Genomic DNA, 25,769 nt, shown 5'->3' with positions numbered 1-25,769 from the left:
GCAGTCGTCCCGGCTGGTGCAAAGGGCCGCTTCTGGCGCCCCTCCATCAGGACAGCCTCACCATGCAGCGCGTGAATTCATTAGGCAAATGATCAATATTCTGGTTAGACATGAATAAAACTTGGCCTTGAAAGGGCTGTCATGGACGTCTCCCAACTGCCGCTCAACGCTCTCAGGGCCTTCGAGGCCTCGGCCAGGCTCAGCAGCTTCACCCGCGCGGGGCTGGAATTGCGCGTGTCCCAGACGGCGGTCAGCCACCAGGTAAAAGCGCTTGAGGCGCTGCTCGAGGTCTCCCTGTTCGAGCGTCTGCCGCGCGGGGTGGCCCTCACCGACGAGGGCCAGGCACTGCTGCCCGTGCTGACGGATGCCTTCCGCCGCATGGGGGCGGCGCTGAGCCGGTTCGAGGACGGCAACTTCAGGGAGGTGCTGACCGTCGGCGTCGTCGGGACCTTCGCCACCGGCTGGCTGCTGCGCCGGTTGCCGGAATTTGCCCAGGCCCATCCCCGGATCGATCTGCGGTTGAAGACCAACAACAACCGCGCCGACATGGTGGCCGACGGCCTCGACTGCTTCATTCGGTTCGGCGACGGTGCCTGGCACGGCACCGAGGCGGTTCATCTGATGGCGGCCCCGCTCGCACCGGTCTGTTCACCGCAAACGGCGCTCCGGCTCACCGCGCCGGAAAGCCTCATCCACGAAGCGCTGCTGCGCACCTACCGGATGGACGAATGGAGCCGGTGGTTCGAAACCGCCGGTCTGCCGCGACCACGCATACGCGGGTGGATGTTCGACAGCTCCCTGACCATGGCGGAAGCCGCCGTTCAGGACCTGGGAACCGCGCTGGTGCCGATTGCAATGTTCGAGAACGATCTGAGGTCCGGGCGGCTGGTGCAGCCGTTCGAGACGACGGTCCTGACCGGCAGCTATTGGCTGACATGGCTGAAATCGCGCGAGGAGACCGCCGCCATGACCAGGTTCCGCGACTGGCTGCTCCAATCCCTGACGCGATGAGCCGCTTCCGTGTCACGCCTTCCGTCCGACGACCATTTCCCGTTTTCCGGCAAAGCCCCTGACCTTCCCGACTGTGAAACCGGCCGCCTGAAGATTGCGCCGCACCCAGCCGGCCGCCGTGTAGGTGGCAAGGGTGCCGTCCGGCGCCGTCAGGCCCGCCGCCGCTCCCAACAGACCGGGTTCCCAGAGTTCGGGATTCCTGGCCGGACTGAACCCGTCCAGGTACCAGGCATCGACGGGAGCAATGGCGATCTTTCCAGGTGGGGAGGCCGTGTCCTCGACGGTCAGGTCGCCGATCAGCGCGCGCGCGTCGCCGACGCCAAGCAGAAGCTGCGCTCCTGCGACCGGGATCCGGTTCCAGCCGGCCCCGGGCGACCAGGCGTCCAGCAGGGCCTCCGCAAGGCTCGTCAGCTCCGGAAACGCCTTGAGCGCCCGCCGCAACTGGTCCCGTGTCATCGGATGGAGTTCGAAGGACACGAAAGTCAGGCCGGGCGCCGCCTCCAGGCCGTTCAGGGCCTCCAGCGTGGTCAGGAAATTGAGGCCCGTGCCGAAACCGAATTCGGCAAGGGTCAGCCGGTCGCGGCCAGCGGCACGCTCAGGCAGGCGATTGCCGGCCAGAAAGACGTGCCGGGTCTCCGCGAGACCGCCCGCCCTGGAGAAATAGGTGTCGTCGAAGCCCCGCGCGCGGGGCACGCCGCCCTCGAGCCAGTCCAGATCCGGCGGTTTGATGGACATTGCCTCGGTTTCTGCCCTAGAAAGTGCCGTCCCCGGCAAGGGCTCTCGCGGGGCCTTGCCACTCTTGAAGTGTTCTCATAAGAGAACCCGCCGGATCGATCAATCACCATCGATCAATCACCGGCGCAATGCCAGGACCCGCCCGCACATGGTGCCAACCAGTTCAGAGACCTATGACGTGGCCGTTGCCGGTGCCGGCATTTTCGGGCTTGCGGTCGCCCGCGCCGCCATCGAAGCCGGACTGACAACCGTCGTTCTGGAAAAGTCCGGTGTCGGTGCCGGATCGAGCGGCGGCGTGCTGGGCGCCCTGATGCCGCACATGCCGGCACGCTGGAACCCGAAAAAGGAGTTCCAGTTCCAGGCCCTGATGTGCCTTGAGGACCGGGTCCGGCGGCTGGAAGCGGACACCGGTCTGAGCTGCGGATATCAGCGCTGCGGCCGCATTCTGCCGCTCACCACCACCGACAAGCTGGAGCATCATCTGGAACGCGCGGAGGAGAGCAAATTGCGCTGGCATCCGCGGGAAACCGGCTTTTCCTACGAGGTGGAACCCGCCGGCAGCCGGTCCGACTGGCTCGACGCGGACGCGGCTCCCCACGGCATCGTCTACGAGACCCTGGCCGCACGGGTGTCGCCACGCCTCTACCTGGCGGCGCTGGCCGCTTTCGTCCATCGTCATGGCGAGATTGTCACCGGCGTCGAGGTCACCGGCCATGACGAAGGGTCGTCCCGCGTCCTGCTTGCGGATGGCAAGACACCGGTCAGGGCGCGCCGGCTTGTCATCGCCGGCGGTCACGCGGCCTTCGATCTCATCGCCGCCCTGACCGGCGAGCGGATCGGGCGCGGCGAGAAGGGACAGGCGCTGCTACTGGAAGGCCGGGGGCTTGAGAACCGGCCCGCCATCTACTGCGACGGTCTCTATGTCGTTCCCCATGACGACGGCACGGTGGCCGTGGGCAGCACCTCGGACAAGGTTTTTAAGGACAATACCCCGTCTCTGCAAAGATCACGGGAACTTCTGGCCCGTGCCACGGCTTTCTGCCCGCTGCTTTCAGGAAGGGCGGTCCTGTCGGACTGGGCAGGCATCCGGCCACGCTGCCACAAGCGCGACCCGCTGGTCGGGCCGTTGCCCGGGTTTCAAAACGTGTTCACGGCGACGGGCGGGTACAAGATTTCCTTTGGCATCGCCCATCTGGTTGCCGAGGCGCTGGTGGCGGACATGACCGGCAAGAGCGCGGAGCATCCACTGCCGGAAACCTTCCGTCCGGACCATCACTTCGGTGTCAACAGGCTCGACGCGGACCGCTGAACGGCTGACCCGGGGCGCTGGAGCAATATGTCAGAAATTCAATTCGGGAAAAGCGCACCGGGAGCGATGCCGTCACAGTTTCGCACAGACCGTGTCGATGCGCCTGGTATTACAACGCTGCAACGATCGCGTAGAGCCCGAAGATGCTGAGGAAAATGCTTCCCCAGAACAGGACATTTTTCGCGACAAGAAGCACCAGGTCACCAGTCTCGCGCCGGTGATGCACGAGGTCTGCCTCGTCGTCTTCCTCCAGCGCGGGAGGACATGCACGCGTTCCACCTGTCATGGCTTCCGCCATTTCCGGCATTCCTTCAAAGACAGATCCTACGGGGCCTGGAAACCGGAGCTTCGCAACCGCCAATAGTAACCTCTAGAAGCCAAAAGGTTAAAATCCGTTTAAAAACAACAGTAACAGTTTCCTAATTTACATCAGGTGCATTTTGTTGGTATGCACAAATTGTGGCCGCTTGAGGCCCTTGCGCAAGGCAGCACACACGCGTCCGATGCCACCTGCAAACCTGTCCGGGAAAGCCTGTTTCACATGAGCCTTGAAAGTGTCCGTGAGCACCTCGCCGCCGCCGCACCGGATCTCGATCTGATCGTGACGGAAAGCAGCAGCGCTACAGTCGATCTGGCCGCACAGGCCCATGGCGTTGTTCCGGGCCAGATCGCCAAGACGCTCTCGTTCCAGGTCAAGGACCGGGTCTTTCTCGTGGTCGCCCGCGGTGATGCGCGCCTGGACAACAAGAAGGCCAAGGCCGCGTTCGGCGGCAAGGTGAAAATGCTGGGGCTGGAAGAGGTCGAAACACTGACCGGACACCCGGTCGGTGGCGTCTGCCCGTTCGGTCTCGCCCGGCCCCTGCCCGTCTATTGCGACATCTCTCTGAAGGATTTCGACGAGGTCATTCCGGCCGCCGGGGCCACCAACGCCGCCGTCCGGATTTCTCCTGAGCGGCTGGTGGAAATCACGGCCGGCGAATGGGTGGATGTCTGCCAGCCACCGCAGGAAGCCGGCTGAACTCAGCGCGGTCCGCTGCGTTCAGACTCAGATCCGGTAATAATCCCTGTACCAGTCCACAAACCGGCCAACACCCTCCTGAACGGTGGTTTTCGGCCGGTAACCGGTGAGGTGCTGCAGCAGTTCCGCGTTGGCCCAGGTGGCCGGCACGTCGCCGGCCTGCATCGGCATCAGGTTGCGTTCCGCCTTCTTTCCGGTCGCCGCCTCGATCGCCGCGATGTAATCGGTCAACTGCACGGGCGTGGAGTTGCCGATATTGACCACGCGCCAGGGCGCGACCGGGGACAGGCTGTCGCCCTCGGGCACCTCCTCGCCATCGGCGGGACGGACCGGAACCGCGTCGATCAGCAGACGGATGGCCTCGACCAGGTCTTCCACATAGGTGAAGTCCCGCTTCATGTCGCCGTGATTGTAGACATCGATCGGACGGTCCTCGAGAATCGCCTTGGTGAACTTGAACAGCGCCATGTCGGGCCGTCCCCACGGACCGTAGACGGTGAAGAAACGGAACATTGTGACCGGCAACTGGTAGAGATGGGCATAGGAATGCGCCATGTTCTCGGTCGCCTTCTTCGTCGCCGCATAGAACGACATCTGGTGGTCGGCCTTGTCCGTCTCCGTGTAGGGCATATGCGTGTTGGCGCCGTAGGCGGAGGATGTCGAGGCGAGCAGCATGTGTTCGGGCGGAAAGGCGCGGGCTGCTTCGAGCAACTCGAACGTGCCGCAGATATTGCTTTCCAGATAGGATCTCGGGGCCTCGATGGAGTAGCGCACGCCGGCCTGGGCGGCCAGGTGGATGACAAAGTCGGGCGTTTCGGAGCGGAACAGGGACATCAGCAGCTCCGGGGTCTCGACCCGGTCGTTCACCGCCCTGAAATGCTCGTGTTGCTGCAGCATCTGCTGGCGGCGCTGCTTCAGCCGGACATCGTAATAGTCGGTCATGGCATCGAGGCCGATCACGCGAAATCCGTCCTTGAGCAGACGTGTGCACAGGAAATAGCCGATAAATCCTGCGGAGCCGGTCACCAGAACGGTTTTCATGTTGTGCTCAAAGCCTTTCGATCGGAGGTAAGAGATGCGGAACGCGTCGATGGCGCTGGTCTTAGAAGGCTTCGCCGGAACGGGCAATCATAAAGTCCCGTTCCAAGTATATGCCCTGCATGGTCCGGTCATGCGGAATCACGTATCACTGATACATCTGACAGGTCGATGACAGAAAGGTTGACAGATTCCATGACCGTTTTGATAACCGGCGGCGCCGGGTACATCGGAAGCCATGCCGTGCTGGCCTTTCTGGACGCCGGAGAGACCCCGGTGGTCGTGGATGATCTGAGCACCGGCTTCGACTGGCTAGTCCCGGAAGGCGTGCCGTTCTACAGGTGCGATATCGCCGACAAGGATGCAATCGAGACGATCCTCAGGGACCACGGCATCGAGACCATCCTCCATTTCGCCGGTTCGATCATCCTGTCTGAATCCGTCGAGAATCCGCTGCGATACTACCGCAACAACACGGTCAATTCGCTGGGACTGCTGGAAGCCGCCGTCGCATGCGGTGTGAAGCACTTCGTTTTTTCCTCGACTGCCGCCGTCTACGGCCTGCCTGACAGCCTTCCGGTCGCCGAGACCGCACCGCTTCGGCCCGAGGCCCCCTACGGGTCCTCCAAGCTGATGACGGAACAGATGCTGCTGGACGCGGCCAACGCCCACGACCTCAAGGTCACCGCCCTGCGGTATTTCAATGTCTCAGGGGCCGATCCGCGCGGTCGCTCGGGCCAGTCGACCCGCAATGCCACAAACCTGATCAAGGTCGCCTGCGAGGCCGCAACCGGCAAACGCACTGCGCTGACGATCCACGGCCAGGACTACGACACGCCGGACGGGACCGCCATTCGCGACTATATCCACGTCTCGGACCTGGCAAGCGCACACCGGCTCGCGGTCGAACGCCTGCGCGGGGGCGGCGGCAACCTGATCGCCAATTGCGGCTATGGGCGGGGGTTTTCCGTTCTTGAAGTGGTGCGGTCCGTGAAGGCCACCTCCGGTTCGGACTTCACGGTGGAGATGGGCACCCGGCGCCCGGGAGACTGCCCGGAAGTGATCGCCGACAACGCCCTTGCCCGGGCTGAACTTCACTGGCAGCCCGAGCTGGACGATCTCGACCGGATTGTCGGCGACGCCTTTCGCTGGGAACAAACGCTCAGCCGGCGCAACCGGACCTAGGGAAAAGTCCGGTCGGCCGGGACCGTCCTAAATCCCCTCGCCGTCGACGCCGGCGCTGCTCAGGAAGCCGTGCTCCCTGAGGTAGCCTATGATTTCCTCGGCGATATCCTCCGGATCCCGCCCGACATTGCGAATGTGGATCTCGGGGTTTTCCGGGGCTTCATAGGGGCTGTCGATGCCGGTGAAATTCTTGATTTCACCGCGGTCTGCCTTGGCGTAGAGACCCTTGGGGTCACGCTTGCGGCACTCCTCGATAGGCGTGTCGATGAAGACCTCGATAAACTCGCCCTCGCCCAGCAGGTCGCGCGCCATGCGGCGCTCGGACTGGAACGGCGAGATGAACGACACCAGCGTGATCAGGCCCGCATCGGCGAACAGGCCGGCGACCTCGCCCACACGGCGGATGTTCTCCACCCGGTCCGCATCGGTGAAGCCGAGATCCCTGTTGAGACCGTGGCGGACATTGTCGCCGTCGAGCGTATAGGTGTGCTTTCCGTCGATGTGGAGCTTCTTTTCCACGATCGAGGCGATCGTCGACTTGCCGGACCCCGACAGGCCGGTGAACCACAATACCGCGGGCTTCTGGCCCATCTTTTCCGACCGGGCGGTCTTGTCGACATCCAGTGCCTGCCAGTGAATGTTGCTGGCCCGGCGCAGCGCGAACCAGACCATGCCGGCTCCGACCGTCGCATTCGACATCCTGTCGATGAGAATGAACGAGCCCGTCGTGCGGCTGGCTTCATAAGGATCGAACGGCACGGCAGAAGACAGGGCAAAATTGCAGAAGGCGATTTCGTTCAGTTCCAGCGTCTTGCCGGCGACATGCTCGAACGTGTTGACGTTGATCTTGTGCTTGATCTCCGACACCGTCGCCGTCACGGTCCGCGTGCCGATCTTCAGAAGATAGGGCCGGCCGGGCAGCAAGGGCTCGTCGGACATCCAGATGACATGGGCGGCGAACTGATCGGCCACATCCGGCCGGTGCGCCGTCGACGACAGGAGATCACCGCGGGAAATGTCGATCTCGTCTTCCAGGGTGAGCGTGACCGCTTCTCCGGCCACGGCGTCGGCAACTTCTCCGCCGGCTCCGATGATGGTCTTCACCTTCGAGATTTTCGCCGGACCCGCCACGACCACCTCGTCGCCGACGGCAACCCGGCCACTGGCGACGGTCCCGGAATAGCCGCGGAAATCGAGGTTGGGCCGGTTCACCCACTGCACCGGAAACCGGAACGGCGCCTCGAGTGCGTGCTCGCCGACCTCGACGGTCTCCAGGTGTTCCAGAAGGGTCGGGCCGGAATACCAGCCCATCTTGTCACTGCTTGCCGTGACATTGTCGCCATAGCGCGCGGACATGGGGATCGCCTGCAGGCTCTCGAAATCGAAGCCGTTGGCGAAGGTCTCGAAGTCCTTGCGGATCTCCTCGAACCGCTCCTGGGAGAAGTCGACCAGATCGATCTTGTTGATCGCCAGCACCACATGACGGATGCCGAGCAGCGATGCGATGAAGGCGTGGCGCCGGGTCTGCACCATCAGCCCGTGGCGGGCATCGACCAGCAGCACGGCAAGATCGGCGGTCGAGGCTCCAGTGGCCATATTGCGGGTGTATTGCTCGTGACCCGGGGTGTCGGCAACGATGAACTTGCGCTTTTCGGTAGCGAAGAAACGATAGGCCACGTCAATGGTGATGCCCTGCTCGCGCTCGGCCTCCAGACCATCGACCAGCAGGGCCAGATCGATTTCCTCGCCGACAGTGCCGTGCTTTTTGGAATCGCGCTCAAGCGCTGCCAGCTGATCCTCGAAGATCAGCTTGGTGTCGTAGAGCAGACGGCCGATCAGGGTCGACTTGCCGTCGTCCACGGAGCCGCAGGTCAGGAAACGGAGCTGGTCCTTGGTTTCCTGGGCGAGGATATAGTCTGTGACGGCCGTTTCGGCGGCATCTTCCAGGTTCGCGATCGTCATCTCAGAAATACCCTTCCCGCTTCTTCTTTTCCATCGAGGCGCTTTCATCCTTGTCGATCAGGCGCCCCTGGCGCTCGGACGTGCGGGCAATCAGCATTTCCCGGACAATCGCGGGCAGCGTGTCGGCGTCCGATTCAATGGCGCCGGTCAGCGGATAGCAGCCGAGCGTGCGGAACCGCACCAGCTTCTCCTCGATGACCTCTCCGGCCTGCAGCTTCATGCGCTCGTCATCGACCATGATCAGCATGCCGTCCCGGTTCACCACCGGCCGCACGGCGGCAAAGTAGAGCGGCACCATCGGGATGTTTTCCGTCAGGATGTACTGCCAGATGTCGAGCTCGGTCCAGTTGGACAAGGGAAAGGCACGGATGCTCTCGCCCTTGGCGACGCGGGCGTTGTAGAGGCTCCACAGTTCCGGGCGCTGGTTCTTCGGATCCCAGCCATGGGCGGCATTGCGGAACGAGAACACCCGCTCCTTGGCGCGGGACTTTTCCTCGTCCCGGCGCGCGCCGCCGAAAGCCGCGTCGAAGCCGTATTTGTTCAGCGCCTGCTTCAGCGCTTCCGTCTTCATGATGTGCGTGTGCACCGACGAGCCGTGCTCGAACGGGCTGATCCCGCGCTCCAACCCCTCCGGATTGGTGTGCACGATCAGGTCCATGCCCAGGCGGCTTGCCGTCTCGTCCCGGAAGGCGATCATGTCGCGGAACTTCCAGGTCGTGTCCACGTGCAGCAGGGGAAACGGAGGTTTTGAAGGGTAGAATGCCTTCATCGCCAGATGCAGCATCACGCCGCTGTCCTTGCCGATGGAATAGAGCATCACCGGATTGGAAAACTCGGCCGCAACTTCGCGGATGATATGAATGCTTTCCGCTTCAAGCCGCTTCAGGTTGGAGAGGCGCTCGGGCGTGATCCCCTGAGATTGCATGTTCATGTTCGCTTTTCCGTTGAGCCGGCAGTCCGGCCGAGATCTCGAAGTCCAGGCTCCGCGTCAGGCGGCGGGTGCCAGGTCCTGAAGCAATTGCCGACCGCTGGCGGCGATGAAATACGGATTGCGCAAGTCGTCCTTGCTCGCGTTTTCCGGTACGCGGTAGACGAAATCCTCACCGCTCGCGGCATGGATCAGAACGCCTCCGGCCGCCCGGAGCACCGCGTCGCCCGCGGCAATGTCCCACTGCATGGTCGGAGCAAGACGCGGATAGAGATCGGCGCGCCCGGCGGCCACCCAGCACAGTTTGAGAGACGAGCCGATCGAAAGCTGTTCGGCCACCATGACCCGGCCGATCAGGTCGGCGGTCTCCGCCGACATATGCGACCGGCTGGCCAGCACGCTCAGGCCCTCCGGAGGCGGCGTCCTGACGGTGATTTCCCGGGCATCGGCAACCGCGCCGTTTTCGATCCGGCCGGTGAAGGCGGCGGTGCGCGTGCCGCTGGCGGTCTCCATCAGGCCGCCCCAATAGATCTCGCCCAGCGCCGGAGCGGACACGACACCGAAGACCGGCTTGCCGTCCTCGATCAGGGCGATGTTGACCGTGAATTCGCCGTTCTTCTTCAGGAACTCCTTGGTTCCATCCAGCGGATCGACAAGAAAATAGCGGCTGCTGACCGCCGGCAATGCACCGGCCTCGGCGGCTTCTTCCGCAATCACCGGAATGCCGGCAAAGCGCTCCGCGAGACCCGCCAGAATGATTTTCTCCGCCGCGGCATCTGCCTTGGTCACTGGAGACCCGTCGGTCTTGCTCAGAACCTCGAACGGTTCGCAGTAGACTTTCAAAATGTCCTCACCGGCGCGGATCGCCAGTTGGTTCAAAAAGGATATCTGGTCTTCCGTCATCAATGCCTCGATCTGCCCGGACTTCGTTGGACGTCCGCAACCCATGCTCTTAGGGCCTGCCCGTAGATAATGAAAGAACCTGTATCAATTCAAGGAATGCTGTTCCACGAATGGGCGCGAAATGAAAACACCCGGGTTTCTCTGGACCCGGCGGGCGGCGTTTTGTTGCGCAGCGCAGGAGGAGTTCCCCGCGGGAAGGTCGATTCACGGATTGGCAATGCCTTTTCTGCTAGGGTACGATGAACTGGGTGCAAATCACCCTCAGGCACTACCTAAACGTGAGGTGACCATGTCGGACGCCAAATCGATCCCGCAGCAGCCTGCGGAAGACAGCAGCAGCGATCAGTTCCCGCGCGAGCGGCGGGCCCGTGTCTTCAAAAAGGGCAAGATGGTCTTTCAGCACGGCCTCAGGTCCATTCCCTGCACCATCCGCAATATTTCCGAGGGCGGCGCGTTGCTCGAGTTCGAGCAGGCCTACATGCTGCCGAAGGAATTCGACCTGCATATCGATCTGGAGGACTATGAGGTCACTTGCGAACGCCGTTGGGAAGACGGCCTGCGTTGCGGTGTCCAGTTCCTCGGCGAAAAGCGTCCGGTCTCGGCGCAACGCGCCCAGGTTCTGAAAACCTCCGAGGAGGCGCTGAAGAGCGAAATCGACGCACGCGGCGACAGCCCCGACAATTTCTTCCAGCGAAAGCACTTCGACGATTCCAGGAGCGAACCGGCACCGGCAGCCCGCTCCAGGCCCACAGGCGGCGGCAAGCCCACCTTCGGCAAGCGCCGCTGAGATCCCGAAAGACGGCAACAGGCCCTCTTCGGCACGCGCTGAAGGGGGCCTGTTGCGTCTGGCCTCGATGTTTTTCGACCGGTCAGCCCGTCTGAGCGTCCCGCTCCAGGGCGCGTTTCACCGACGGACGTTCGCCGCACCGCGTGATCCAGTCCCTGACCACCTTGTTGTCCGGCATGAGATCGGGCAGCCACAGGAAAACACTGCTGCACAGAAGATCGGCGGCGGAATAGTCTTCCCCGAGCAGATAGGGCCGGCGTTCGAGTGTCTCCGCCAGCCGTTCGATCACGGCATCCAGATTTCGCAGGTTGGCGTCTATGACCGGATGGGACACGCCGACCATGTGCAGCACGATCACCGGCTCCATGACGCCCTGATAATAAAACATCCAGGACAGATAGTCTCCGCGGCCGGGCGCGCCTTCAACGGGCCCCAGCCCGGCCTGCGGATACCTGTCGGTGAGATAGAGCATGATGGCGCCGCGCTCGCGCACCCGCTCGTCGCCGTCGACGAGAAAGGGCACCTTCTTTTCCGGATGAGGGTTTCGCGGATCGTGACTGCCGGAGCCGTCATGGCGCGGGATCGTCACTTCCTGGATATCAACTGGCGCGCCCAGTTCCTCGATCAGGGCGACAACCGTCGAGGACCGGCTGTTGGGGGCGTGAAAAAGTGTTGTCATGGTCGGAACCTTTCAATGTCGAGGTCTTTCAGTTGCGGTGGGATGGGTATAGCGTCCCCCTGCTGACAGATTACGGCAGGAGCAAATGGCCCGACCCGACAGACTGATGCGCCTGATGGATCTGCTCCGGCGGCTTCCCCAGCCCGTGACCGCCGCGCGGCTTGCGCAGGAAACCGGCGTCTCTCTGCGCCAGCTCTACCGCGACATCGCGACATTGCGTGCCGGCGGCGCGCTGATCGACGGTGCCGCCGGCCTCGGCTATTCCCTGACCGAGGACCCGGTGCTGCCGCCTCAGAGTTTCTCCCGGATCGAGATAGAGGCCCTGATGCTGGCCCTGAGCGGCCTCGACCAGATCGGCGATCCCACGCTGATCGACGCGGGCCGCAGCGCCATGGCCAGGATCATCGCGACATTGCCGGACAGCCAGGCACGCCACGCCATGCATACGATCATGCGCACCTGGCGCAAGCCGGACGAGCGCCCGCCCGTCACGGTCGATCTCGACCTGCTGCGGGAGGCCTGCTGGCAGGAATTCAGCCTGACGATGACCTACCGCGACCTGCAGGACCGGGTCACCACCCGCGATATCTGGCCGCTGGGCCTGTCCTACAGCGAGACCAGCCTGGTGCTGCTCGCGATGTGCCGCCTGCGCGACGACTACCGCCTGTTCCACATCAGCAGGATCATGTCCCTCCAACGCGGGGCGGACAGCTTCCGGCCCAAACGGGCGGCGCTGATCCGCGCCTATGTTCATCGGCACGATGCACCTCTCCCCGGCAACAGGCCAGGTACCAGTTTCGGCCCCAGTGCCGGCCCCAAGCCCGGCCCAGGTCCAGACACGGGCGCAGGCAGCGAGGGGACCGTTTCATGAGGCTGTCTTATCGGGTGCCGGTGCCTCGTTCCGGGAAGTCATGCTTATTTAGGGTTGCATTTTTCTTGATTAAATATCTGAAATAGAATATCTTCTTTTGCAAACAAGAACAGTATCCGCCTTTGAATGCCGGCAGCGTGCCCCCATCGACACGTTTTTCAAGCCAAAGGACCTTTCTTGATGCACATCCGCCTTGTCACTTCTCTCTTTCGAGCGTCGGGGCTCTCTCTCCTGCCCGGCCTTCTTGTGACACTCTGCGTGTCTGCGGCGGGAGCGCAGACCGCCGACTGTCCGGACCCGGGCCGCCAACCGGCAACGGAAAAGCTGATGTCGCTGGTTCAAGGCGATCCGGCGCTGCAGGAGCAGTTGACCCGCTCCATCGAACTCGGTCAGATCATCAATTCCGATCCGAACACGAATCCGGTGGCGAGCCTTGAAGACTATTACGATTTCATCGACGCCCTGGTCACCTATCCGCCGCAGAACATCGACAGTGGCATTTACGACGGCAAGATCCGTGTCAGCATGGATGGCACCAATTACTGCAATTGGAATATCCTGGACATCCTGTCCTTCAGCTATTTCCTGGTCGACCGGCAATTGACCACCGATCCGCGCGGCCAGATCCAGTTCGAAAACGACGCCTTTTCCAACTGGATGCGCGACATCGCAGAGGAATGGGGACAGTATCTGGAGACTCCCGCCTCGGCCGTTCATGTCCCCGACTTCACCGGCGACCCCAATTTCGGCGACTGGTATTGTCCGCCCGAGGGCGGCTACACCACGTTCCAGGACTTTTTCACCCGCGAACTGTGCGCTGCCACCTTTCCCACCGGCTCCCGCCCCGTCGAGGGGTATGACGATCCGGCCACGGTTGTGGCCATCGGCGACAGCACGTCGGCAGGATGGTGGCCGATCAGCGGCAACGGCAAGCTGGTGACGACTTATGACGGCATCTCCCAGGGCGGAGAAGTGATCAAGGGACAGCTCTACAGCGACGTCGCCGACTTCATCCTGGGCAAGGATGGCGAAACCGTCCTGGAGACGTTCGGCGCGATCGACCCGGCGATCTTCAACAAGGGCACCTGGACTCACCAGTTCCTCAACGTGAACAACTATCACCGGCTTCACGTGCCGGTCGCCGGCAAGATCGTCTACCTCAAGCACCTGCAATCGGGCGTCCGGATGAAATCGGGCTGGGCGGAAGCCCGCCGGCCGGAGGAGGTTGACCACTACGATCCGCAGGACACCGCCGACTGGCAGTTCGGCCAGACCCGCATGGTCATCGGGATCGAGACGGAGTCCCATGGCACCGTGGTGATCTCGCCAATGGGCATGGCGCAGGTTTCCTCGATCGTGAAACGCGACTGGGTCACCGAGGGCGCCATGACCGACAAGGGCTGGGAATTCGCAAACTTTGCCTTCGGCGGATCCGACTTCGTGGTCATCTTTCAGGAGGACGCGGACTTCGTCCTGACCGCGGAGACCCTGCCGGAAGAGGCGCCGGGCGCGGGCGTCGCCTACAAGACCTCCCTGCAAGGCGAGAAATACGGCTGTTTTGGCGGCGTCACCACCTGCAGCGCCACCCCACAGACCCCGCCCGCTCCTCCTTCCGGCGGGTGATAAGTCCGGCGGCCCTCCCCCCTCGGGCCGCCGGTCGCTTCCCTATTTTAAAGAGACTGAAAATTGCATTCAGGAGCCGCCAGTCGACCCGCAATCCGGTCCGGCTGGCGGTTTCTGTTAAATCACCATTGATTGTACGGCAGGAACTTGCCGCACATGGTGATCTTGACCCGGTCTCCCTTGGGGTTTTCCTCCCGCTCGATCTTCAGGTCGAAATCAATCGCGCTCATGATGCCGTCGCCGAATTCCTCATGAATGAGTTCCTTGATGGTGTCGCCATAGACGTAGGTGATTTCGAAGAAGCGGTAGATCAACGGGTCCTTGGAAACCGTTTCGGCCTCCTGGCCTTTTTTCGGCGGCAACTGAAGAGCGATCTCGACATCCCTGGTGCGATTGCCGAAACCGAGGAAACTCGCGACCTTCGCTGCCGCTTCCGCAGGCAGGGCATTCTGGCCAAGGCAGGCAGACACAACAAAGACGTCCGACATGCCGGCCGCAGCCGAAATGTCCGCCCAGCTTGCCTGCCTCGCGAACTTGGCCGCCATGACGAGTTCGGTCATCTCCAGTTTGGTCATCAGGGGGGCCAATGGCGCATCGGCGGATGGCATGGTCGTTACGGTGCTCATGGGTGCTCTCCAGGTTGGGTTTCGGTGTGGGGTTGAGAAATCAGGCTGCCTCGGCTTCGGGTTGCCGGGCCAATTCCTTGCGCGCCATCATGTGCTGGCGCGGTGCGTTGACGGCGTCGACGGCGAGAAGCCGGCTTCCGCAAAAATAGCTCAGGGAAAAGCTGCCACTGACGGGGTCCCCTTCCAGCTGTGTGCGATCATGGCCTTCCGACAGACCGGCGATCTGCAGTTTGCAGTCATATTGATCCGACCAGAACCAGGGAACGGGATCGTAGGCGACCTGTTCACCCAGCATTGCGCCGGCAGCGACCTTCGACTGGTCTATGGCGTTCTGTACGCTTTCGAGGCGCACCTGCCGCCCGTATCTTCTTGAAGGAAACAGGCAGCAGTCGCCGGTCGCAAAGACGTCCGGGGCCGATGTTCTGCAGGCGTCATCGACGACGATACCCGCCGCCACGTCCAGCCCCGCCGCCTCGGCAAGGTCGGTGACGGGGACGGCGCCAACCGCGACCAGCACGAGATCAGCCTTCAGAGCCCTGCCGCCGGCCAGCTTCACGGCAGCCACCGCCCCGTTTCGGCCCTCCAGTGCCGCAACGCCGGCGCCAAGATGAAACTCGACGCCGTTCTGGCGGTGGAGCGATTGAAAATACTCGGACATCTCCGGCGCAACCGAGCGCATGAGCACACGGGGCTGGGCCTCGACCACGTGCACGACCTTGCCCATGCGCGCGGCGACCGCGGCAAACTCCATGCCGACGTAGCCGGCGCCGATGATCGCGATGCTCTCGGCAGTTTCCAGCGCGGTTCGAAGCGGGGCGATATCATCCATGCCGCGCAGGCTGAAGACGCCGCCCAGATCCGCACCCGGCAGCGGGATTTGCCGGGCCCGTGTGCCTGTCGCCAGGACCAGTCTGGAATAGGCCAGTTCCTGACCGGTGCCCAGGGAGACCTTTCCGGCGGCAACATCGAGCCCCAGGACCCTTGCCCCCATCCGGAACTCAATTGAATGTGCGTCGAAATAGGCCTCCGGCCGGAGATAAAGCTGCTCCTCGGTCAGATCGCCCTTGAGATAGGCCTTGGACAAGGGGGGACGCTGATAGGGGAGCCAATGCTCATCCCCGAAAAGCACAAGGTCTCCGTCGAAGCCCTTCGACCGCAATGTCTCGGCCGTTTTCAGGCCGGCTTGCCCGGCCCCCACGATCACAATCGGCGCGTTCATGTTCGATGTCCTGTTTCAATGTCCGGGCGCCGGCGGCAGGCTGCCGCCGCCGGCGCAAGACCGCCCCTAGAACGGCAGGCCTTCCTCGATCGGCAACGCAGGGTCACGTGACCATTCGTTCCAGGAACCGAAATAGATCTTCACGTCCTTCACACCCGCCTCCTTCAGCGCGAGATAGGTGTTTGACGCCCGCGCACCCTTGAAGCAGTAGAGCGCCACCGGCGTCTCCGGCGTGATGCCCACCGTGGCGCATTCCGCCAGGACTTCTTCCCTGGACTTGATCATCGGTCCGGAGGCCGTCGGCTTCATCATCCGGTACCATTCGATCCACCTGGCCCCCGGAATGCGCCCCTTGCGCGGGCAGAAATCCTTGCCATAGGGTGAAGAGCTTTCGGCGATCCACTCGTCGATGTCGCGCACATCCAGCTTGACGACATCGTCCTTGTCCACCGCCGCCATCATGTCGGCGACGTCCATCATCAGGTCGGCGCCGCTGTCCGAAGCCGGGAAGACCCTGGGCGACGGTGTGGCAGCTTCTGTTGATTGTGACAGGCCGGCAGCAACCCAGGCCTCGTAGCCGCCGTGCAACACCTTGATCTTCGGATATCCGAGATACTGCAGCAGAAAATAGCCCCGGCAGGACTGTCCGAATCCGGACGCCATCGACTGTTCGTAGATCACTGCGGTTTCTGCACCCGAAAGACCGACCGAGCCGAATTCCTCCGCGAATTTTCCGCGCAATTCGGCAATGCCTTCAGGTGACGAGGTCGCCAGATAGGTGAAGATATCGTGCAGATTGACGGCGCCGGGAATGTGACCGGCGGCGTAGGCTTCCGGGGCCCGTGTATCGATCACGACACAGGGTTCACTTGCAACGAGGCTCTCGAGTCCCGAGGCAGAAATCAGGGTTCCGTCCGTCATGGTCATGCTCCTTTTTCGTTGGAAATGCGGTGTGATCAGGCAGCCCCCAGGTCTGCCAGCATTTTTCTGAGCTGTTTGGTGGCGGGTGTCACGATGGCCACGAAATAGGCCTCTCGCAGTCTCCGCTGGGCCGCACCGCGGCGCACATACCCGCGCGCGCCGCAATGAAGCATCGCGTTGTGTGCGGCGGCCACCGACGCATCGCCCGCCGCCAGACGGGCCTTGATGACGCGGATGAAATACTCCTTCGACGTGTCGAAGGGCGTGCGGGCAAGTTCGAAAACCTCGGTCTCCATCGCTTCAAGCTGAGACCGGAAGTCGTCCGGCTGATCCGGAAGGTGACAATTGACGTGCGACAGGGTCTGGCCGGCCTGCTCCATGAGATCGATGCAGGAGCGGATCATCCCGAAGGCCATGCCGGCCTGCAGCAGAATGAAGCCTGCGCGAATACGCGGGATATAGTCGTCGATCGGATCCGCCAGCACGCTCCCTGCCGGGATGAACGCCTTGCGCAGCTGGATGGCAAAGGTCCGGGTCCCGTCCAGTGCAACGAAATCGTCATTTTCAGAGATCTTTACACCCGGGGCCGAACAATCGGCGACGGCCATGACCTTGTGTTCGTTTTCCTCCGGCAAGGAAAAGACTATTCCGAAATGATGATCTTCGCCGAGGTTCGAGACCCAGGGCAGAGTGCCCGTGACTTCATAGCCCCCTTCGACACGAACGCCTTTCAGACGAAGCTTTTCGATCCCGAAAAGCGACTTCATCGGATTGGACAGGCCGGTGCCGCCCAGAACTTCGCCACTGGCGATCTTCGGGCCCAGGGTCTGCCTGAGGGTCTCGTTCTCGGAATTCGCGATGTACCAGGCGAGTGCATCCTGACACCAGACGCAGAAGGCGGTCGAAAGGCACTCCTCCCCCACAATCGTCATGGCGCGAATCGACGTCTCGAGATCGAAGGCTTCGGGAGAACTTGTATCTGCGGTGGCCATCGGGGCGTGTTGAGCAAAAGCGCCGGCGTTGCCAAGCGCGCGCATCACGGCTTCCGGGTAGACGCCCTTCAGATCGATGTCCTGAACCAGCGGAGCAAGGTCGGACTTCGCGATCCGCGCCACATTCGCCAGAATGTCCGGGACGCTCTGCCGCGGCACCGCATCTTCGACCGTCTTGAGCTGTACCTGTGCGTTCATCTTTTCACCTCCTCGTTCCGCGGACGGGGTTTGACTGTGGAGACGGTCCGCCCCGCCTGATGCGGCGGGGCGGACCGGAGGCATCAGAGAGACGCCGCGACCATGTTCACCGGCCGCGAGAAGGTGTTGAACACCGGCGACCACTGGCACACATGGGCGATCAGTTCGTCGATCGTTTCCTGAGGTGCATCCGCGTCCATGTGGACATTGATCCGCACATCGGTGAAACCGACCGGTTTCTCGCTGACATCGCCCGTGCCCCAGACAGCGGTGATGTTGAGATCGCCTTCAAGTTCAACTTCGAGCGAATTGATGGTGATGCCCCGATGCACCGCGTTGGCGTGCAGACCGACGGCGATACACGAGCCAAGCGCCGCCAGAGACGCTTCCGACGGGTTCGGCGCGGTGTCGTCACCCAGCAGGCCCGGCGGTTCGTCGACAATGTAAGGATCCAGGTCGCGGATGTAGTTGGCATGCCGGAAACGACCTTCCGCAACGGTCTTGCACTTCAGGGTCTTGACCGCTTTCGGGTTCTTCTTGCCATTTTCGATCAGGGCATCGAGACCGCCCTTGTCGATTGGTGCCAGACATCCCGTCAGGGCTGTTGCAGGTTCGGACATCAAATTCTCCTTCTTGGTTTCCTTGGGCAAAATGAAATCAGGATGATCGCAGCCAGCTGAGTTTTGCGATGGCCAGCTGCAACAGGGTGTCCAGGCTGAACCCGATCACCCCGATGATCACGACGGTGGCCGCGAGCCGGTCGTATTCGAGCGTGTCGCGGGCGTCGTTGATGGCGTAGCCGAGCCCGGACGTGACCCCGAGGTATTCGGCAGGAACGAGGATGATCCAGGCGACGCCAAGCGCCAGGCGGATGCCGGCCAGAATGTCCTGCGAGATCGCGGGCAGGATGATGACAAACAGCATGTGCCAGGGCCGGGCACCCAGGTTGCGGGCCACCTTGAACCAGGAAGGTTCGATGCGCCTGAGACCCGAAGCCGTCGAAAACAGGACCGGCCAGATGGCGGCGACCGCGATCAGGAAGACGATCGCGCCTTCCCAGGTGGCAAAGGCCATGACCGCGATCGGCATCCAGGACAGGGGCGAAATCATCCGGAGGAACTGAAACGGCACATTCGTAAGCTTGCGGAAGCCCGTGATCGCGCCGACCAGAATGCCGACGGGCACGCCAATAACGATGGCCCAGAACAACCCCGAAGCGACCCTGACCAGGCTTGGAACCGTTATCTGGAACGCCTCCCCTGTCGCGATCATCTCTCTCAGCCGCAGCAGGGTCGGGGCCGGCGCGAAATCAGCGAAGGCATAAAGATCATCGGACGCTTCAACCATGCGCCCGCCAACCCACCAGACCGCCACAAGCAGGGCCAGGCCGGCCACCGTGTAACCCAGGCTTTCGAGGCTGCCGCTCAACCTGCCCTTCATGTCCTCAGACAGGAAAGGCCTGGTGCCGGCCACCGCGGCAGCCGGCGTGAAACCGGCCTCCCGCGTTAAGATCGGGCTCGTCTCGCTCACAGCGACAGGACCTCCTCGCGATTGAAGGGGTCATCCGGATTGACCGACGGGTCGTTCTTCCACTCCGGGTATTTTTCAAGCGATGCCTTGACGAAGCTGCGATCCACCAGATCGTCGGCGACAAAGGACGGATCGAGGTCCGCCAGAAAGTTCTTGTCGCCGCCAACCACGGTCTGCTTCATCTGCTCGACCGTCAGTTTGGTGGCCGACGGGTAAGGCCAGGGCTGAAAGTCGATGCGGCCGTTGCCCCAGTCATCGACATGCTGGACGGCCCCGCTGTCGCGGTAGGCGGGCAGGTCGTATTCGGTCATGGCCCGCTTGACGACCGGGGCCGGTGCCGGGAGATAGCCTTCGCCGTTCTTTGAAATGATCTCGGCGACTTCAGCCTTGTTGGTCGAAGCGTAGATCGCACCGCGCACCACGGCGTTGACCACTTTCTGGGTCCACTCGGGACGCGCCTTGGTCGCTTCCTCGTGCATGCACAACACGCAACAGGGATGGTTCTTCCAGATGTCGCCGGTGAACCGCAGCATGCGTGCACCGGCCTTCATCTCGCCAAGTGCGTTGAAGGGTTCCGCGACGATATAGGCATCGAGCTTGCGGGCCGCGAGGGAGGCCGGCATTTCCGGCGGCGCCATGACCTGAAGATTGCATTCGTTTGCGGCCAGCGGCTCTCCCGGCCCCTTGATGACCGGGGTGACACCGGACGCTCTCAGCGCGTACTGGAGCACGATGTTGTGCATCGAATACCAGAACGGCACCGCCACCTGCTTGCCGCCCAGTTGGGAAAAGTCGGTGATGTCAGTGTGTTTTCCAACGACGAGGCCGGAGCCGTTGGTGTGTGCCCAGGCCATGATCTTGACCGGAAACTTGTTGTTGTAGCGCATCCAGATCGGGATCGGATTGAGGAAGTGGACGACGTTGAACTTGTTGGACACGAAGCCCTCGATCAAAGGCGACCATCCGCGGATCAGGGTCGGACGCTCGGCCTCCAGCCCCTCATCGGCAAAGAAGCCCTTGGCATGGGCCACCAGCAATGCCGTCGCATCGGTGATCGGCAGATAGCCGATACGCACGACCTCATCCTCCTGGGCATAGGACATCTGGGGCAATGAGGCGAGAAGCCCGGACAGCGACGCGAACAAGCCGCCCTTGGCGAACATGTTCAGCATCTGGCGGCGGGAATAATCTCCCGCGTAGGCCTCTCCTGCCCATTTCTCCATGGCCCAGTCGAATTGCCCGGTCTTCAGGCTGTCGAGATAAGTGCTGTCGGTCTTGCTCATGGTCTGATGCCTTTGTTGGTCTGGAAAACGGATCAATTGGCTGCCAGCCGATCAATCGGTGCAGGAGCGTTCAGGCTGTCCAATGGAATGAAGCCCTGGGCCTCGGCCATTGCCATGCCGGCGGCGGTCTCATAGGCCGCCACGAGCTTGCGGCGCGCCTCCGCGAAGTCAGGCATGGACGGAAGGCGGTCGCCCGCAATGTCGATCCTGATCTCGGCTTCGATGTCGCCGGGATCGGCTTTCATCACCAGAGCGCGGTCGGCCATCATCACGGCTTCGTTGATGTCGTGCGTGACCAGCACAAGGGTGATGCCGAGATCCTTGCAGATCCGGCGGATGTCCCGTTGCAGCGCATGACGGGTAAAGGCGTCGAGCGCCGAGAGAGGCTCATCGAGCAGCAGGACCTCGGGTTTCAGCGCAAGAGAACGGGCAAGAGCGACACGCTGTTGCTGACCGCCGGAGAGATCCTGGACATTGCGTTTTGCATAGTCGCCGAGTTCGACCAGTTCCAGCACTTCAGGAATGCGATTGCCTGCCTCCCTGGTCCTGCCGTTGAAACGCAGGCCGAGCCCGACGTTCTGTTCGACACTCATCCAGGGATACAGGCTTGGCGCCTGAAACATCATGATCCGGCTCGGCGACGGCTCCGTTATGCGTGCGCCATCGACCAGAACCCTGCCCGCCGTCGGAAGAGACAGGCCGGACAGGACATGCAGGAGCGTGGATTTGCCACATCCGGACCTGCCGATCAGCGCAAGGGCTTCCCCCGGAGAGATTTCGAGATCGATATGCCCGAGAGCCTTCGCCCCGCCCCCCTTGTAGGTGTGGGAAATTCCGATCGCCTGAATATGAGCACCGCCAGTCATGGACTACTCCAGATAGAAACATACCGTTCTGTTTCCTGTAAGCAGAGACCATGCCAACTCAGCGATTTACGTGTTACCTTTTGTTTTCATTAATATTTTTGATAAACCTGCAAAAGAACCGTTCGATATGCACTGCACAATTTACGACCGAACGCCTTCCAAGACAGCCTAATTCCGCGCCCGGTGTACCTGAGGTTCACCCCGGCTGTGCACATTGCAGGATTGAAAAACCCGCCTTGGTCCAGTAGTGAAAGGAAACAGATCGGTCGGTATCTTTTGGAAAGGTTTTCCGGTGCCCCCCACTTCAAGCGCCACGTCACACGGCATTGCCGCTCTCAATTCCGGTCCGGACCGTGGCTCCGCCCGGGAGCGCCTTCTGCTGGCGGCCTCGGACCTGTTCTGCAAGCAGGGCATCAACGCGACCGGCGTGGACGCGGTGATTGCGGCCGCGGGCACGGCGAAAACGACCCTCTACAAGGCCTTCGGTTCCAAGGAGGGGCTGGTCGAGGCAGTTCTGGAACGGGAGGGGGAGACCTGGCGCACATGGTTCGTCGCAGAGGTCGATGCCCTGCCCGGCACGTCGTCGGACAAGCTCGTCCATCTGTTCGATGTTTTGAAAAAGTGGTTCGCCGAAGAGCACTTCTATGGCTGCCCCTTTATCAACGCGGTTGCGGAGAACGACAAGGATGACGACCGCATGCGCGCCATTGCGCTCCGGCACAAGACCGTCGTCCTCGACAAGATACGCGACCTGGCCCGGGAAGCCCGGCCAGAAGACGCGGAGGGGCTGACCCATGAGCTGGCCCTCCTGATCGACGGTGCCATCGTGGCCGCTCTCATCACACGGGACCCGAGCATCGCCGACCATGCCCGGAATGCGGCCGCCAGGGTCCTGAGCACGCACCAGGTGTAAATCAACCGTAATTGACAAAAATCGCGGATCAGGCGGACTGCGCCCTCGCTGCGAAGACCCTGCCGAAGGAAGCGCCGGCTGCTGGTGTCCCCCGTGCCGCACCTTTTCCAGAAACAAAAAGAAGACCAAACGATACGCCTGCAGTCGAGGCGCTCGCCTATGTTGCGCTCAGCAACAAGGAACACACGCATGAAACTTTGCCGCATCCGGACTGAAAACGGCATTCGCCCTGCTGCGATCGACAACGAGGGTCTGGCGCGGGATCTGAGTGGTCATGCAGCCGACATCACACCGGGGTCGGTTGAACCCGGAGTGCTCGATCACCTGCGTGGCATAAACATTGATCTCCTGCCGGTCATTGCCGGTGACTATGCCCCCATCCTTTCGGATGTCAGGCGGATATTCTGCATTGGCCTCAACTACTCCGACCATGCAAAGGAGAGCAATCTTCCTATCCCCGAACACCCGATCCTGTTCATGAAAGCCTGTCCGGCAAGTGGTGCCAACGATCCGATCACGATCCCAAGGGGTTCGGTCAAGACCGACTGGGAGGTGGAACTCGGCGTCATCATCGGGACAAAGGCCCAACACGTCCCGGAGACCGAAGCACTGAGACATGTTGCCGGCTATTGCGTCGTCAATGACGTGTCCGAACGGAGCTTTCAATCGGACTGGGGCGGCCAGTGGGTCAAGGGTAAATCCTGTGACAGTTTCGCCCCCGTCGGCCCCTGGCTCGTAACCAGGGACGAGGTTCCGGACCCGCAGGCACTGGACCTCTATCTCGATGTCAACGGTATGCGTTGCCAGACCGGCAACACGTCGACGATGATCTTCCCGGTCGCCAGGATCGTCTCTTTCCTCAGCGATTTCCTGACACTCATGCCCGGTGACATCATCACGACAGGCACGCCCCCGGGGGTTGGAATGGGCATGAAGCCGCAAAAGTTCCTGCGTCCAGGAGACACCGTATCTCTCGGCATTACCGGCCTCGGCGATCAGCGCCAGAACGTGGTTGCCTTCCCTGTTTGACCCAAAAGAAAGTCTGACATGACCCGATTTACCGGCGGCTGCCTGTGTGGCAGCGTGACCTATACGTGCGAAGCAGATCCGGCGCTTGTCCTCAACTGTCATTGTACAGATTGCCGCAAGGCCATGGGCTCGGTTCACGCGACAACGATGTTTGTTCCCGAAGACAAGGTGACGATCAACGGGTATCCGCGCAGCTTCAGTCACAGCGCGGACAGCGGCGCCTCGATGACCAAGGTCTTTTGCGAAAACTGCGGCTCGCAACTGTTCAGCCGCAACACCAACCGACCGGGAACCCTCGGACTTCGGGCCGGATCCGTCGATGATGCCTCTCTCATACGACCGATGATGAACATCTACTGCGCAACCGCCGTCCCAAGCACGCCAATGGACCCTCAATTGCCGACCCATTCAACCATGCCCGGCTGAGGCTTTTTGCGCCGTTGGACATACAGTATCCGGCTGAAGGTCGACCTTCAGCCGGATTTGTTTCGTCAGGCGAGCGCTGCAATCACCGCGTTGGTTCTGGTAACGGCCGCCACGTTCTGCATCGCGTAGTTGATCGACGCCTGGTGCCAATCCGCATTCATGGTCGAACAGGCGTCTTCGGGGACGATCATCCGGTAGCCCTTGTCCGCTCCGGTCCGGGCCGTGTGTTCAACACTCATGTTGGTCCAGCTGCCGGTGTTTATGATCGTATCGCGGCCGCCGTGGCGGAGATAGGCGTCAAGACGGGAGGTCTCCCAGGCGCTCATGCTCATCTTCTCGACAATCAGGTCACCGGGCTGCGGCTCCAGTCCCGCAGCCGGCGCAACGCCCCAGGTCCCACGCACCAGAGCCTTGTTGTCCTTCAATCCTTTTTGAAGCTCCGCATGTTGGCACAGATACGGCGCTCCCGGTTCCAAGACCATCCAGACATGAATGATCATGCCGCCCCGAGACCGGACGGCGTCCGCCAGCCGTCGGACATTGGCGACCACATTCTGGTCGCGGGCATGATCCGGAGATCCGGTGGCTGCAAACGCGCCCCCGTCAATCATCACGTCATTTTGCAGATCTTGCAGGATCATCGCTGTACGCGCGCCCTCGATCCGGAAATCAAGGTGATCTTTCAGGATCAGCGAAGAGGCCGCGGAAGATGTCACAGCAGGGAGCTCCTGGGCTTTTGGAGGGTGGAACCTGTACCGCATGAAGGGTTCTTCCCTGCCCCGCTTGCGCGTTCTTACAGAATAGAGCGAGGTGGAAGCGCACAGGAACAAGGTCGACCAGTCGTCCCCGCCCCAGTGCATGTTGGCAACCATTTCAGGGCAGGTGATCTTGCCGAGCAGTTCGCCGTGGAACGAATAGACCCAGACACCGCCCGGGGCTGTCACATAGAGATTGCCGTCCTGGTCGGCCTTCATGCCGTCCGGCAGCCCGGCCAGTTGATCGTCGCGAATGCCGCCTGCGAATAGCCGGCCATTGGTCAGATGACCATCGTCGGCCACATCGAACATTCGGATGTTGGCCTGATCGGTGTCATTCACCCACATCCATTTGCCACAGGGCGAGAAACACAGGCCGTTGGGCTGACCGAACAGGTATTTGTCAACCACGAGCTGGGGCTCATCGCCCGGCCGATGTCCCGGCGGCAGTCGATAGACCCCCTGGAAGTCCAGTTGTGTCGGGCGCGGTACGCCGAAATGCTCCTGGCGACCGTAGGTGGGGTCGGTGAAATAGATGCTGCCGTCGTTGGCGACAACAATGTCATTCGGACTGTTGAGCTCCTTGCCAGCGAACTTCGAGCACAGCGTTTCACGCGTTCCATCCCTGTTCACCCGCACGACGGAACTGGTGGCATGCTCGCAGATCAACAGATTCAGGTCGGCATCATAGGTCATGCCGTTGCCCTTGTTGGACGGGCGGGCAATCTCGCTGATGCCTTGTCCGGGCACATACTTGCGGCGAACATCGCCGGGCATGTCCGAAAAGATCAGGTGGTTCTCGACCGGGTGCCAAAGCGGCCCCTCGGTAAAGATGAAGCCGGTCCCCAGATGCCGAACCGGTTCATTCACGTCAATGATCTTGTGAAATCCGTCTGCGATCGCCTGATGTGCCATGCGTCATGCTCCCGATTACTGCCCGGCCGACGCCTGTCGGCCGGAAT

The 25,769-nt window shown here is 61.9% G+C and carries 26 protein-coding genes; 10 read left to right on the top strand and 16 right to left on the bottom strand.

Features of this window, described 5'->3' with window-relative positions; all coding sequences use genetic code 11:
- The first annotated feature begins 141 nt into the window (after nucleotides 1-141).
- Nucleotides 142-1,011, top strand: a complete 870-nt coding sequence (locus tag WNZ15_RS24855) for a LysR family transcriptional regulator (RefSeq protein WP_342895740.1) — start codon at nucleotides 142-144, stop codon at nucleotides 1,009-1,011.
- Nucleotides 1,012-1,023: 12 nt separating this feature from the next.
- Here WNZ15_RS24855 and mnmD read toward each other — a convergent pair whose 3' ends face one another.
- Entirely contained in the window at nucleotides 1,024-1,746 is a 723-nt protein-coding gene (gene mnmD, locus WNZ15_RS24850; protein WP_342895739.1) for a tRNA (5-methylaminomethyl-2-thiouridine)(34)-methyltransferase MnmD, read from the bottom strand.
- A gap of 148 nt (nucleotides 1,747-1,894) precedes the next feature.
- On the opposite strand from mnmD, the gene WNZ15_RS24845 reads away from it, so the two are divergent.
- On the top strand, nucleotides 1,895-3,055 hold the full coding sequence (locus tag WNZ15_RS24845; protein WP_342895738.1) for an FAD-dependent oxidoreductase: 1,161 nt from the start codon (nucleotides 1,895-1,897) through the stop codon (nucleotides 3,053-3,055).
- A gap of 109 nt (nucleotides 3,056-3,164) precedes the next feature.
- On the opposite strand, the gene WNZ15_RS24840 is transcribed toward WNZ15_RS24845, so the two are convergent.
- Nucleotides 3,165-3,353: a hypothetical protein gene (locus WNZ15_RS24840; protein WP_342895737.1), complete on the bottom strand. Its 189-nt coding sequence runs from the start codon at nucleotides 3,351-3,353 to the stop codon at nucleotides 3,165-3,167.
- A 243-nt stretch (nucleotides 3,354-3,596) separates the two neighbouring features.
- On the opposite strand from WNZ15_RS24840, the gene WNZ15_RS24835 reads away from it, so the two are divergent.
- Nucleotides 3,597-4,073 (top strand): YbaK/EbsC family protein, encoded by a 477-nt coding sequence (locus WNZ15_RS24835; RefSeq protein ID WP_342895808.1) that lies wholly within the window; start codon nucleotides 3,597-3,599, stop codon nucleotides 4,071-4,073.
- Nucleotides 4,074-4,100: 27 nt separating this feature from the next.
- Here the strand turns inward: WNZ15_RS24835 and WNZ15_RS24830 are convergent, their stop codons facing one another.
- A complete protein-coding gene (locus tag WNZ15_RS24830; RefSeq protein ID WP_342895736.1) occupies nucleotides 4,101-5,114 on the bottom strand; it encodes an NAD-dependent epimerase/dehydratase family protein in 1,014 nt (337 codons plus the stop codon).
- 192 nt (nucleotides 5,115-5,306) lie between these two features.
- Here WNZ15_RS24830 and galE point away from each other — a divergent pair, with 192 nt between their 5' ends.
- Nucleotides 5,307-6,296, top strand: a complete 990-nt coding sequence (gene galE / locus WNZ15_RS24825) for a UDP-glucose 4-epimerase GalE (RefSeq protein ID WP_342895735.1) — start codon at nucleotides 5,307-5,309, stop codon at nucleotides 6,294-6,296.
- A 27-nt stretch (nucleotides 6,297-6,323) separates the two neighbouring features.
- Here the strand turns inward: galE and cysN are convergent, their stop codons facing one another.
- From cysN to cysQ, 3 genes are read right to left on the bottom strand one after another with little or no spacing between them, the layout of a single operon-like run.
- Complete coding sequence (cysN, locus tag WNZ15_RS24820; protein WP_342895734.1) at nucleotides 6,324-8,258, bottom strand: sulfate adenylyltransferase subunit CysN; 1,935 nt, start codon at nucleotides 8,256-8,258, stop codon at nucleotides 6,324-6,326.
- Nucleotide 8,259: 1 nt separating this feature from the next.
- Nucleotides 8,260-9,189, bottom strand: a complete 930-nt coding sequence (cysD, locus tag WNZ15_RS24815; protein ID WP_342895733.1) for a sulfate adenylyltransferase subunit CysD — start codon at nucleotides 9,187-9,189, stop codon at nucleotides 8,260-8,262.
- Nucleotides 9,190-9,246: 57 nt separating this feature from the next.
- Nucleotides 9,247-10,089: a 3'(2'),5'-bisphosphate nucleotidase CysQ gene (cysQ, locus tag WNZ15_RS24810; protein WP_342895732.1), complete on the bottom strand. Its 843-nt coding sequence runs from the start codon at nucleotides 10,087-10,089 to the stop codon at nucleotides 9,247-9,249.
- Nucleotides 10,090-10,378: 289 nt separating this feature from the next.
- On the opposite strand from cysQ, the gene WNZ15_RS24805 reads away from it, so the two are divergent.
- The gene (locus tag WNZ15_RS24805; RefSeq protein WP_342895731.1) at nucleotides 10,379-10,876 is read left to right on the top strand and encodes a PilZ domain-containing protein; all 498 of its coding nucleotides are present in this window, start codon (nucleotides 10,379-10,381) and stop codon (nucleotides 10,874-10,876) included.
- Nucleotides 10,877-10,958: 82 nt separating this feature from the next.
- On the opposite strand, the gene WNZ15_RS24800 is transcribed toward WNZ15_RS24805, so the two are convergent.
- Complete coding sequence (locus WNZ15_RS24800; RefSeq protein ID WP_342895730.1) at nucleotides 10,959-11,555, bottom strand: glutathione S-transferase family protein; 597 nt, start codon at nucleotides 11,553-11,555, stop codon at nucleotides 10,959-10,961.
- 85 nt (nucleotides 11,556-11,640) lie between these two features.
- Between WNZ15_RS24800 and WNZ15_RS24795 the strand changes: the two genes are divergently transcribed.
- A complete protein-coding gene (locus tag WNZ15_RS24795; RefSeq protein ID WP_342895729.1) occupies nucleotides 11,641-12,426 on the top strand; it encodes a YafY family protein in 786 nt (261 codons plus the stop codon).
- Between the two features lie 180 nt (nucleotides 12,427-12,606).
- Entirely contained in the window at nucleotides 12,607-14,049 is a 1,443-nt protein-coding gene (locus WNZ15_RS24790; protein WP_342895728.1) for a phosphatidylserine decarboxylase, read from the top strand.
- 122 nt (nucleotides 14,050-14,171) lie between these two features.
- Here the strand turns inward: WNZ15_RS24790 and cynS are convergent, their stop codons facing one another.
- The 8 genes from cynS to WNZ15_RS24750 all read right to left on the bottom strand — a co-directional run bounded on the left by cynS (nucleotide 14,172) and on the right by WNZ15_RS24750 (nucleotide 21,684).
- Entirely contained in the window at nucleotides 14,172-14,675 is a 504-nt protein-coding gene (gene cynS / locus WNZ15_RS24785) for a cyanase (protein ID WP_342895727.1), read from the bottom strand.
- Between the two features lie 40 nt (nucleotides 14,676-14,715).
- Nucleotides 14,716-15,894 carry an FAD-dependent oxidoreductase gene (locus WNZ15_RS24780; RefSeq protein WP_342895726.1) on the bottom strand — a complete coding sequence of 393 codons (1,179 nt, stop codon included), beginning with the start codon at nucleotides 15,892-15,894 and terminating at the stop codon, nucleotides 14,716-14,718.
- Nucleotides 15,895-15,960: 66 nt separating this feature from the next.
- A complete protein-coding gene (locus tag WNZ15_RS24775; RefSeq protein WP_342895725.1) occupies nucleotides 15,961-16,815 on the bottom strand; it encodes a sulfurtransferase in 855 nt (284 codons plus the stop codon).
- 35 nt (nucleotides 16,816-16,850) lie between these two features.
- Nucleotides 16,851-18,005 (bottom strand): acyl-CoA dehydrogenase family protein, encoded by a 1,155-nt coding sequence (locus WNZ15_RS24770; RefSeq protein ID WP_342895724.1) that lies wholly within the window; start codon nucleotides 18,003-18,005, stop codon nucleotides 16,851-16,853.
- Between the two features lie 83 nt (nucleotides 18,006-18,088).
- On the bottom strand, nucleotides 18,089-18,625 hold the full coding sequence (locus WNZ15_RS24765) for an OsmC family protein (protein WP_103222392.1): 537 nt from the start codon (nucleotides 18,623-18,625) through the stop codon (nucleotides 18,089-18,091).
- A 37-nt stretch (nucleotides 18,626-18,662) separates the two neighbouring features.
- Nucleotides 18,663-19,535: an ABC transporter permease gene (locus tag WNZ15_RS24760; RefSeq protein WP_342895723.1), complete on the bottom strand. Its 873-nt coding sequence runs from the start codon at nucleotides 19,533-19,535 to the stop codon at nucleotides 18,663-18,665.
- A complete protein-coding gene (locus WNZ15_RS24755; RefSeq protein WP_342895807.1) occupies nucleotides 19,532-20,758 on the bottom strand; it encodes an ABC transporter substrate-binding protein in 1,227 nt (408 codons plus the stop codon). Before WNZ15_RS24755 ends, WNZ15_RS24760 begins: the two co-directional genes overlap by 4 nt.
- A 92-nt stretch (nucleotides 20,759-20,850) precedes the next feature.
- Nucleotides 20,851-21,684 carry an ABC transporter ATP-binding protein gene (locus tag WNZ15_RS24750; protein WP_342895722.1) on the bottom strand — a complete coding sequence of 278 codons (834 nt, stop codon included), beginning with the start codon at nucleotides 21,682-21,684 and terminating at the stop codon, nucleotides 20,851-20,853.
- Between the two features lie 292 nt (nucleotides 21,685-21,976).
- On the opposite strand from WNZ15_RS24750, the gene WNZ15_RS24745 reads away from it, so the two are divergent.
- The 3 genes from WNZ15_RS24745 (at nucleotide 21,977) to WNZ15_RS24735 (ending at nucleotide 24,052) form a co-directional block, all read left to right on the top strand.
- Nucleotides 21,977-22,597, top strand: a complete 621-nt coding sequence (locus WNZ15_RS24745; protein ID WP_342895721.1) for a TetR/AcrR family transcriptional regulator — start codon at nucleotides 21,977-21,979, stop codon at nucleotides 22,595-22,597.
- 189 nt (nucleotides 22,598-22,786) lie between these two features.
- The gene (locus WNZ15_RS24740; protein WP_342895720.1) at nucleotides 22,787-23,626 is read left to right on the top strand and encodes a fumarylacetoacetate hydrolase family protein; all 840 of its coding nucleotides are present in this window, start codon (nucleotides 22,787-22,789) and stop codon (nucleotides 23,624-23,626) included.
- Nucleotides 23,627-23,644: 18 nt separating this feature from the next.
- Nucleotides 23,645-24,052: a GFA family protein gene (locus WNZ15_RS24735; protein ID WP_342895719.1), complete on the top strand. Its 408-nt coding sequence runs from the start codon at nucleotides 23,645-23,647 to the stop codon at nucleotides 24,050-24,052.
- 65 nt (nucleotides 24,053-24,117) lie between these two features.
- Here the strand turns inward: WNZ15_RS24735 and WNZ15_RS24730 are convergent, their stop codons facing one another.
- Complete coding sequence (locus tag WNZ15_RS24730) at nucleotides 24,118-25,722, bottom strand: isochorismatase family protein (protein ID WP_342895718.1); 1,605 nt, start codon at nucleotides 25,720-25,722, stop codon at nucleotides 24,118-24,120.
- Nucleotides 25,723-25,769: the final 47 nt, after the last annotated feature.

Source organism: Roseibium sp. AS2, assembly GCF_038900065.1.
In the GTDB taxonomy this organism is placed as follows: domain Bacteria; phylum Pseudomonadota; class Alphaproteobacteria; order Rhizobiales; family Stappiaceae; genus Roseibium.
This window is presented reverse-complemented; position numbering and strand designations above follow the sequence as displayed.

What these genes read in the sequence shown, in the direction of transcription:
- WNZ15_RS24855 (WP_342895740.1), top strand. Translation starts at nt 142, where the DNA reads ATGGACGTCTCCCAACTGCCGCTCAACGCTCTCAGGGCCTTCGAGGCC.
- WNZ15_RS24845 (WP_342895738.1), top strand. Translation starts at nt 1,895, where the DNA reads ATGGTGCCAACCAGTTCAGAGACCTATGACGTGGCCGTTGCCGGTGCC.
- WNZ15_RS24730 (WP_342895718.1), bottom strand. Translation starts at nt 25,722, where the DNA reads ATGGCACATCAGGCGATCGCAGACGGATTTCACAAGATCATTGACGTG.
- mnmD (WP_342895739.1), bottom strand. Translation starts at nt 1,746, where the DNA reads ATGTCCATCAAACCGCCGGATCTGGACTGGCTCGAGGGCGGCGTGCCC.
- cysN (WP_342895734.1), bottom strand. Translation starts at nt 8,258, where the DNA reads ATGACGATCGCGAACCTGGAAGATGCCGCCGAAACGGCCGTCACAGAC.
- WNZ15_RS24800 (WP_342895730.1), bottom strand. Translation starts at nt 11,555, where the DNA reads ATGACAACACTTTTTCACGCCCCCAACAGCCGGTCCTCGACGGTTGTC.
- WNZ15_RS24770 (WP_342895724.1), bottom strand. Translation starts at nt 18,005, where the DNA reads ATGAACGCACAGGTACAGCTCAAGACGGTCGAAGATGCGGTGCCGCGG.
- cysD (WP_342895733.1), bottom strand. Translation starts at nt 9,189, where the DNA reads ATGAACATGCAATCTCAGGGGATCACGCCCGAGCGCCTCTCCAACCTG.
- WNZ15_RS24775 (WP_342895725.1), bottom strand. Translation starts at nt 16,815, where the DNA reads ATGACGGACGGAACCCTGATTTCTGCCTCGGGACTCGAGAGCCTCGTT.
- cynS (WP_342895727.1), bottom strand. Translation starts at nt 14,675, where the DNA reads ATGAGCACCGTAACGACCATGCCATCCGCCGATGCGCCATTGGCCCCC.
- galE (WP_342895735.1), top strand. Translation starts at nt 5,307, where the DNA reads ATGACCGTTTTGATAACCGGCGGCGCCGGGTACATCGGAAGCCATGCC.
- WNZ15_RS24840 (WP_342895737.1), bottom strand. Translation starts at nt 3,353, where the DNA reads ATGGCGGAAGCCATGACAGGTGGAACGCGTGCATGTCCTCCCGCGCTG.
- WNZ15_RS24740 (WP_342895720.1), top strand. Translation starts at nt 22,787, where the DNA reads ATGAAACTTTGCCGCATCCGGACTGAAAACGGCATTCGCCCTGCTGCG.
- WNZ15_RS24795 (WP_342895729.1), top strand. Translation starts at nt 11,641, where the DNA reads ATGGCCCGACCCGACAGACTGATGCGCCTGATGGATCTGCTCCGGCGG.
- WNZ15_RS24765 (WP_103222392.1), bottom strand. Translation starts at nt 18,625, where the DNA reads ATGTCCGAACCTGCAACAGCCCTGACGGGATGTCTGGCACCAATCGAC.
- WNZ15_RS24835 (WP_342895808.1), top strand. Translation starts at nt 3,597, where the DNA reads ATGAGCCTTGAAAGTGTCCGTGAGCACCTCGCCGCCGCCGCACCGGAT.
- WNZ15_RS24790 (WP_342895728.1), top strand. Translation starts at nt 12,607, where the DNA reads ATGCACATCCGCCTTGTCACTTCTCTCTTTCGAGCGTCGGGGCTCTCT.
- WNZ15_RS24830 (WP_342895736.1), bottom strand. Translation starts at nt 5,114, where the DNA reads ATGAAAACCGTTCTGGTGACCGGCTCCGCAGGATTTATCGGCTATTTC.
- WNZ15_RS24750 (WP_342895722.1), bottom strand. Translation starts at nt 21,684, where the DNA reads ATGACTGGCGGTGCTCATATTCAGGCGATCGGAATTTCCCACACCTAC.
- WNZ15_RS24780 (WP_342895726.1), bottom strand. Translation starts at nt 15,894, where the DNA reads ATGAACGCGCCGATTGTGATCGTGGGGGCCGGGCAAGCCGGCCTGAAA.
- WNZ15_RS24735 (WP_342895719.1), top strand. Translation starts at nt 23,645, where the DNA reads ATGACCCGATTTACCGGCGGCTGCCTGTGTGGCAGCGTGACCTATACG.
- cysQ (WP_342895732.1), bottom strand. Translation starts at nt 10,089, where the DNA reads ATGACGGAAGACCAGATATCCTTTTTGAACCAACTGGCGATCCGCGCC.
- WNZ15_RS24755 (WP_342895807.1), bottom strand. Translation starts at nt 20,758, where the DNA reads ATGGAGAAATGGGCAGGAGAGGCCTACGCGGGAGATTATTCCCGCCGC.
- WNZ15_RS24805 (WP_342895731.1), top strand. Translation starts at nt 10,379, where the DNA reads ATGTCGGACGCCAAATCGATCCCGCAGCAGCCTGCGGAAGACAGCAGC.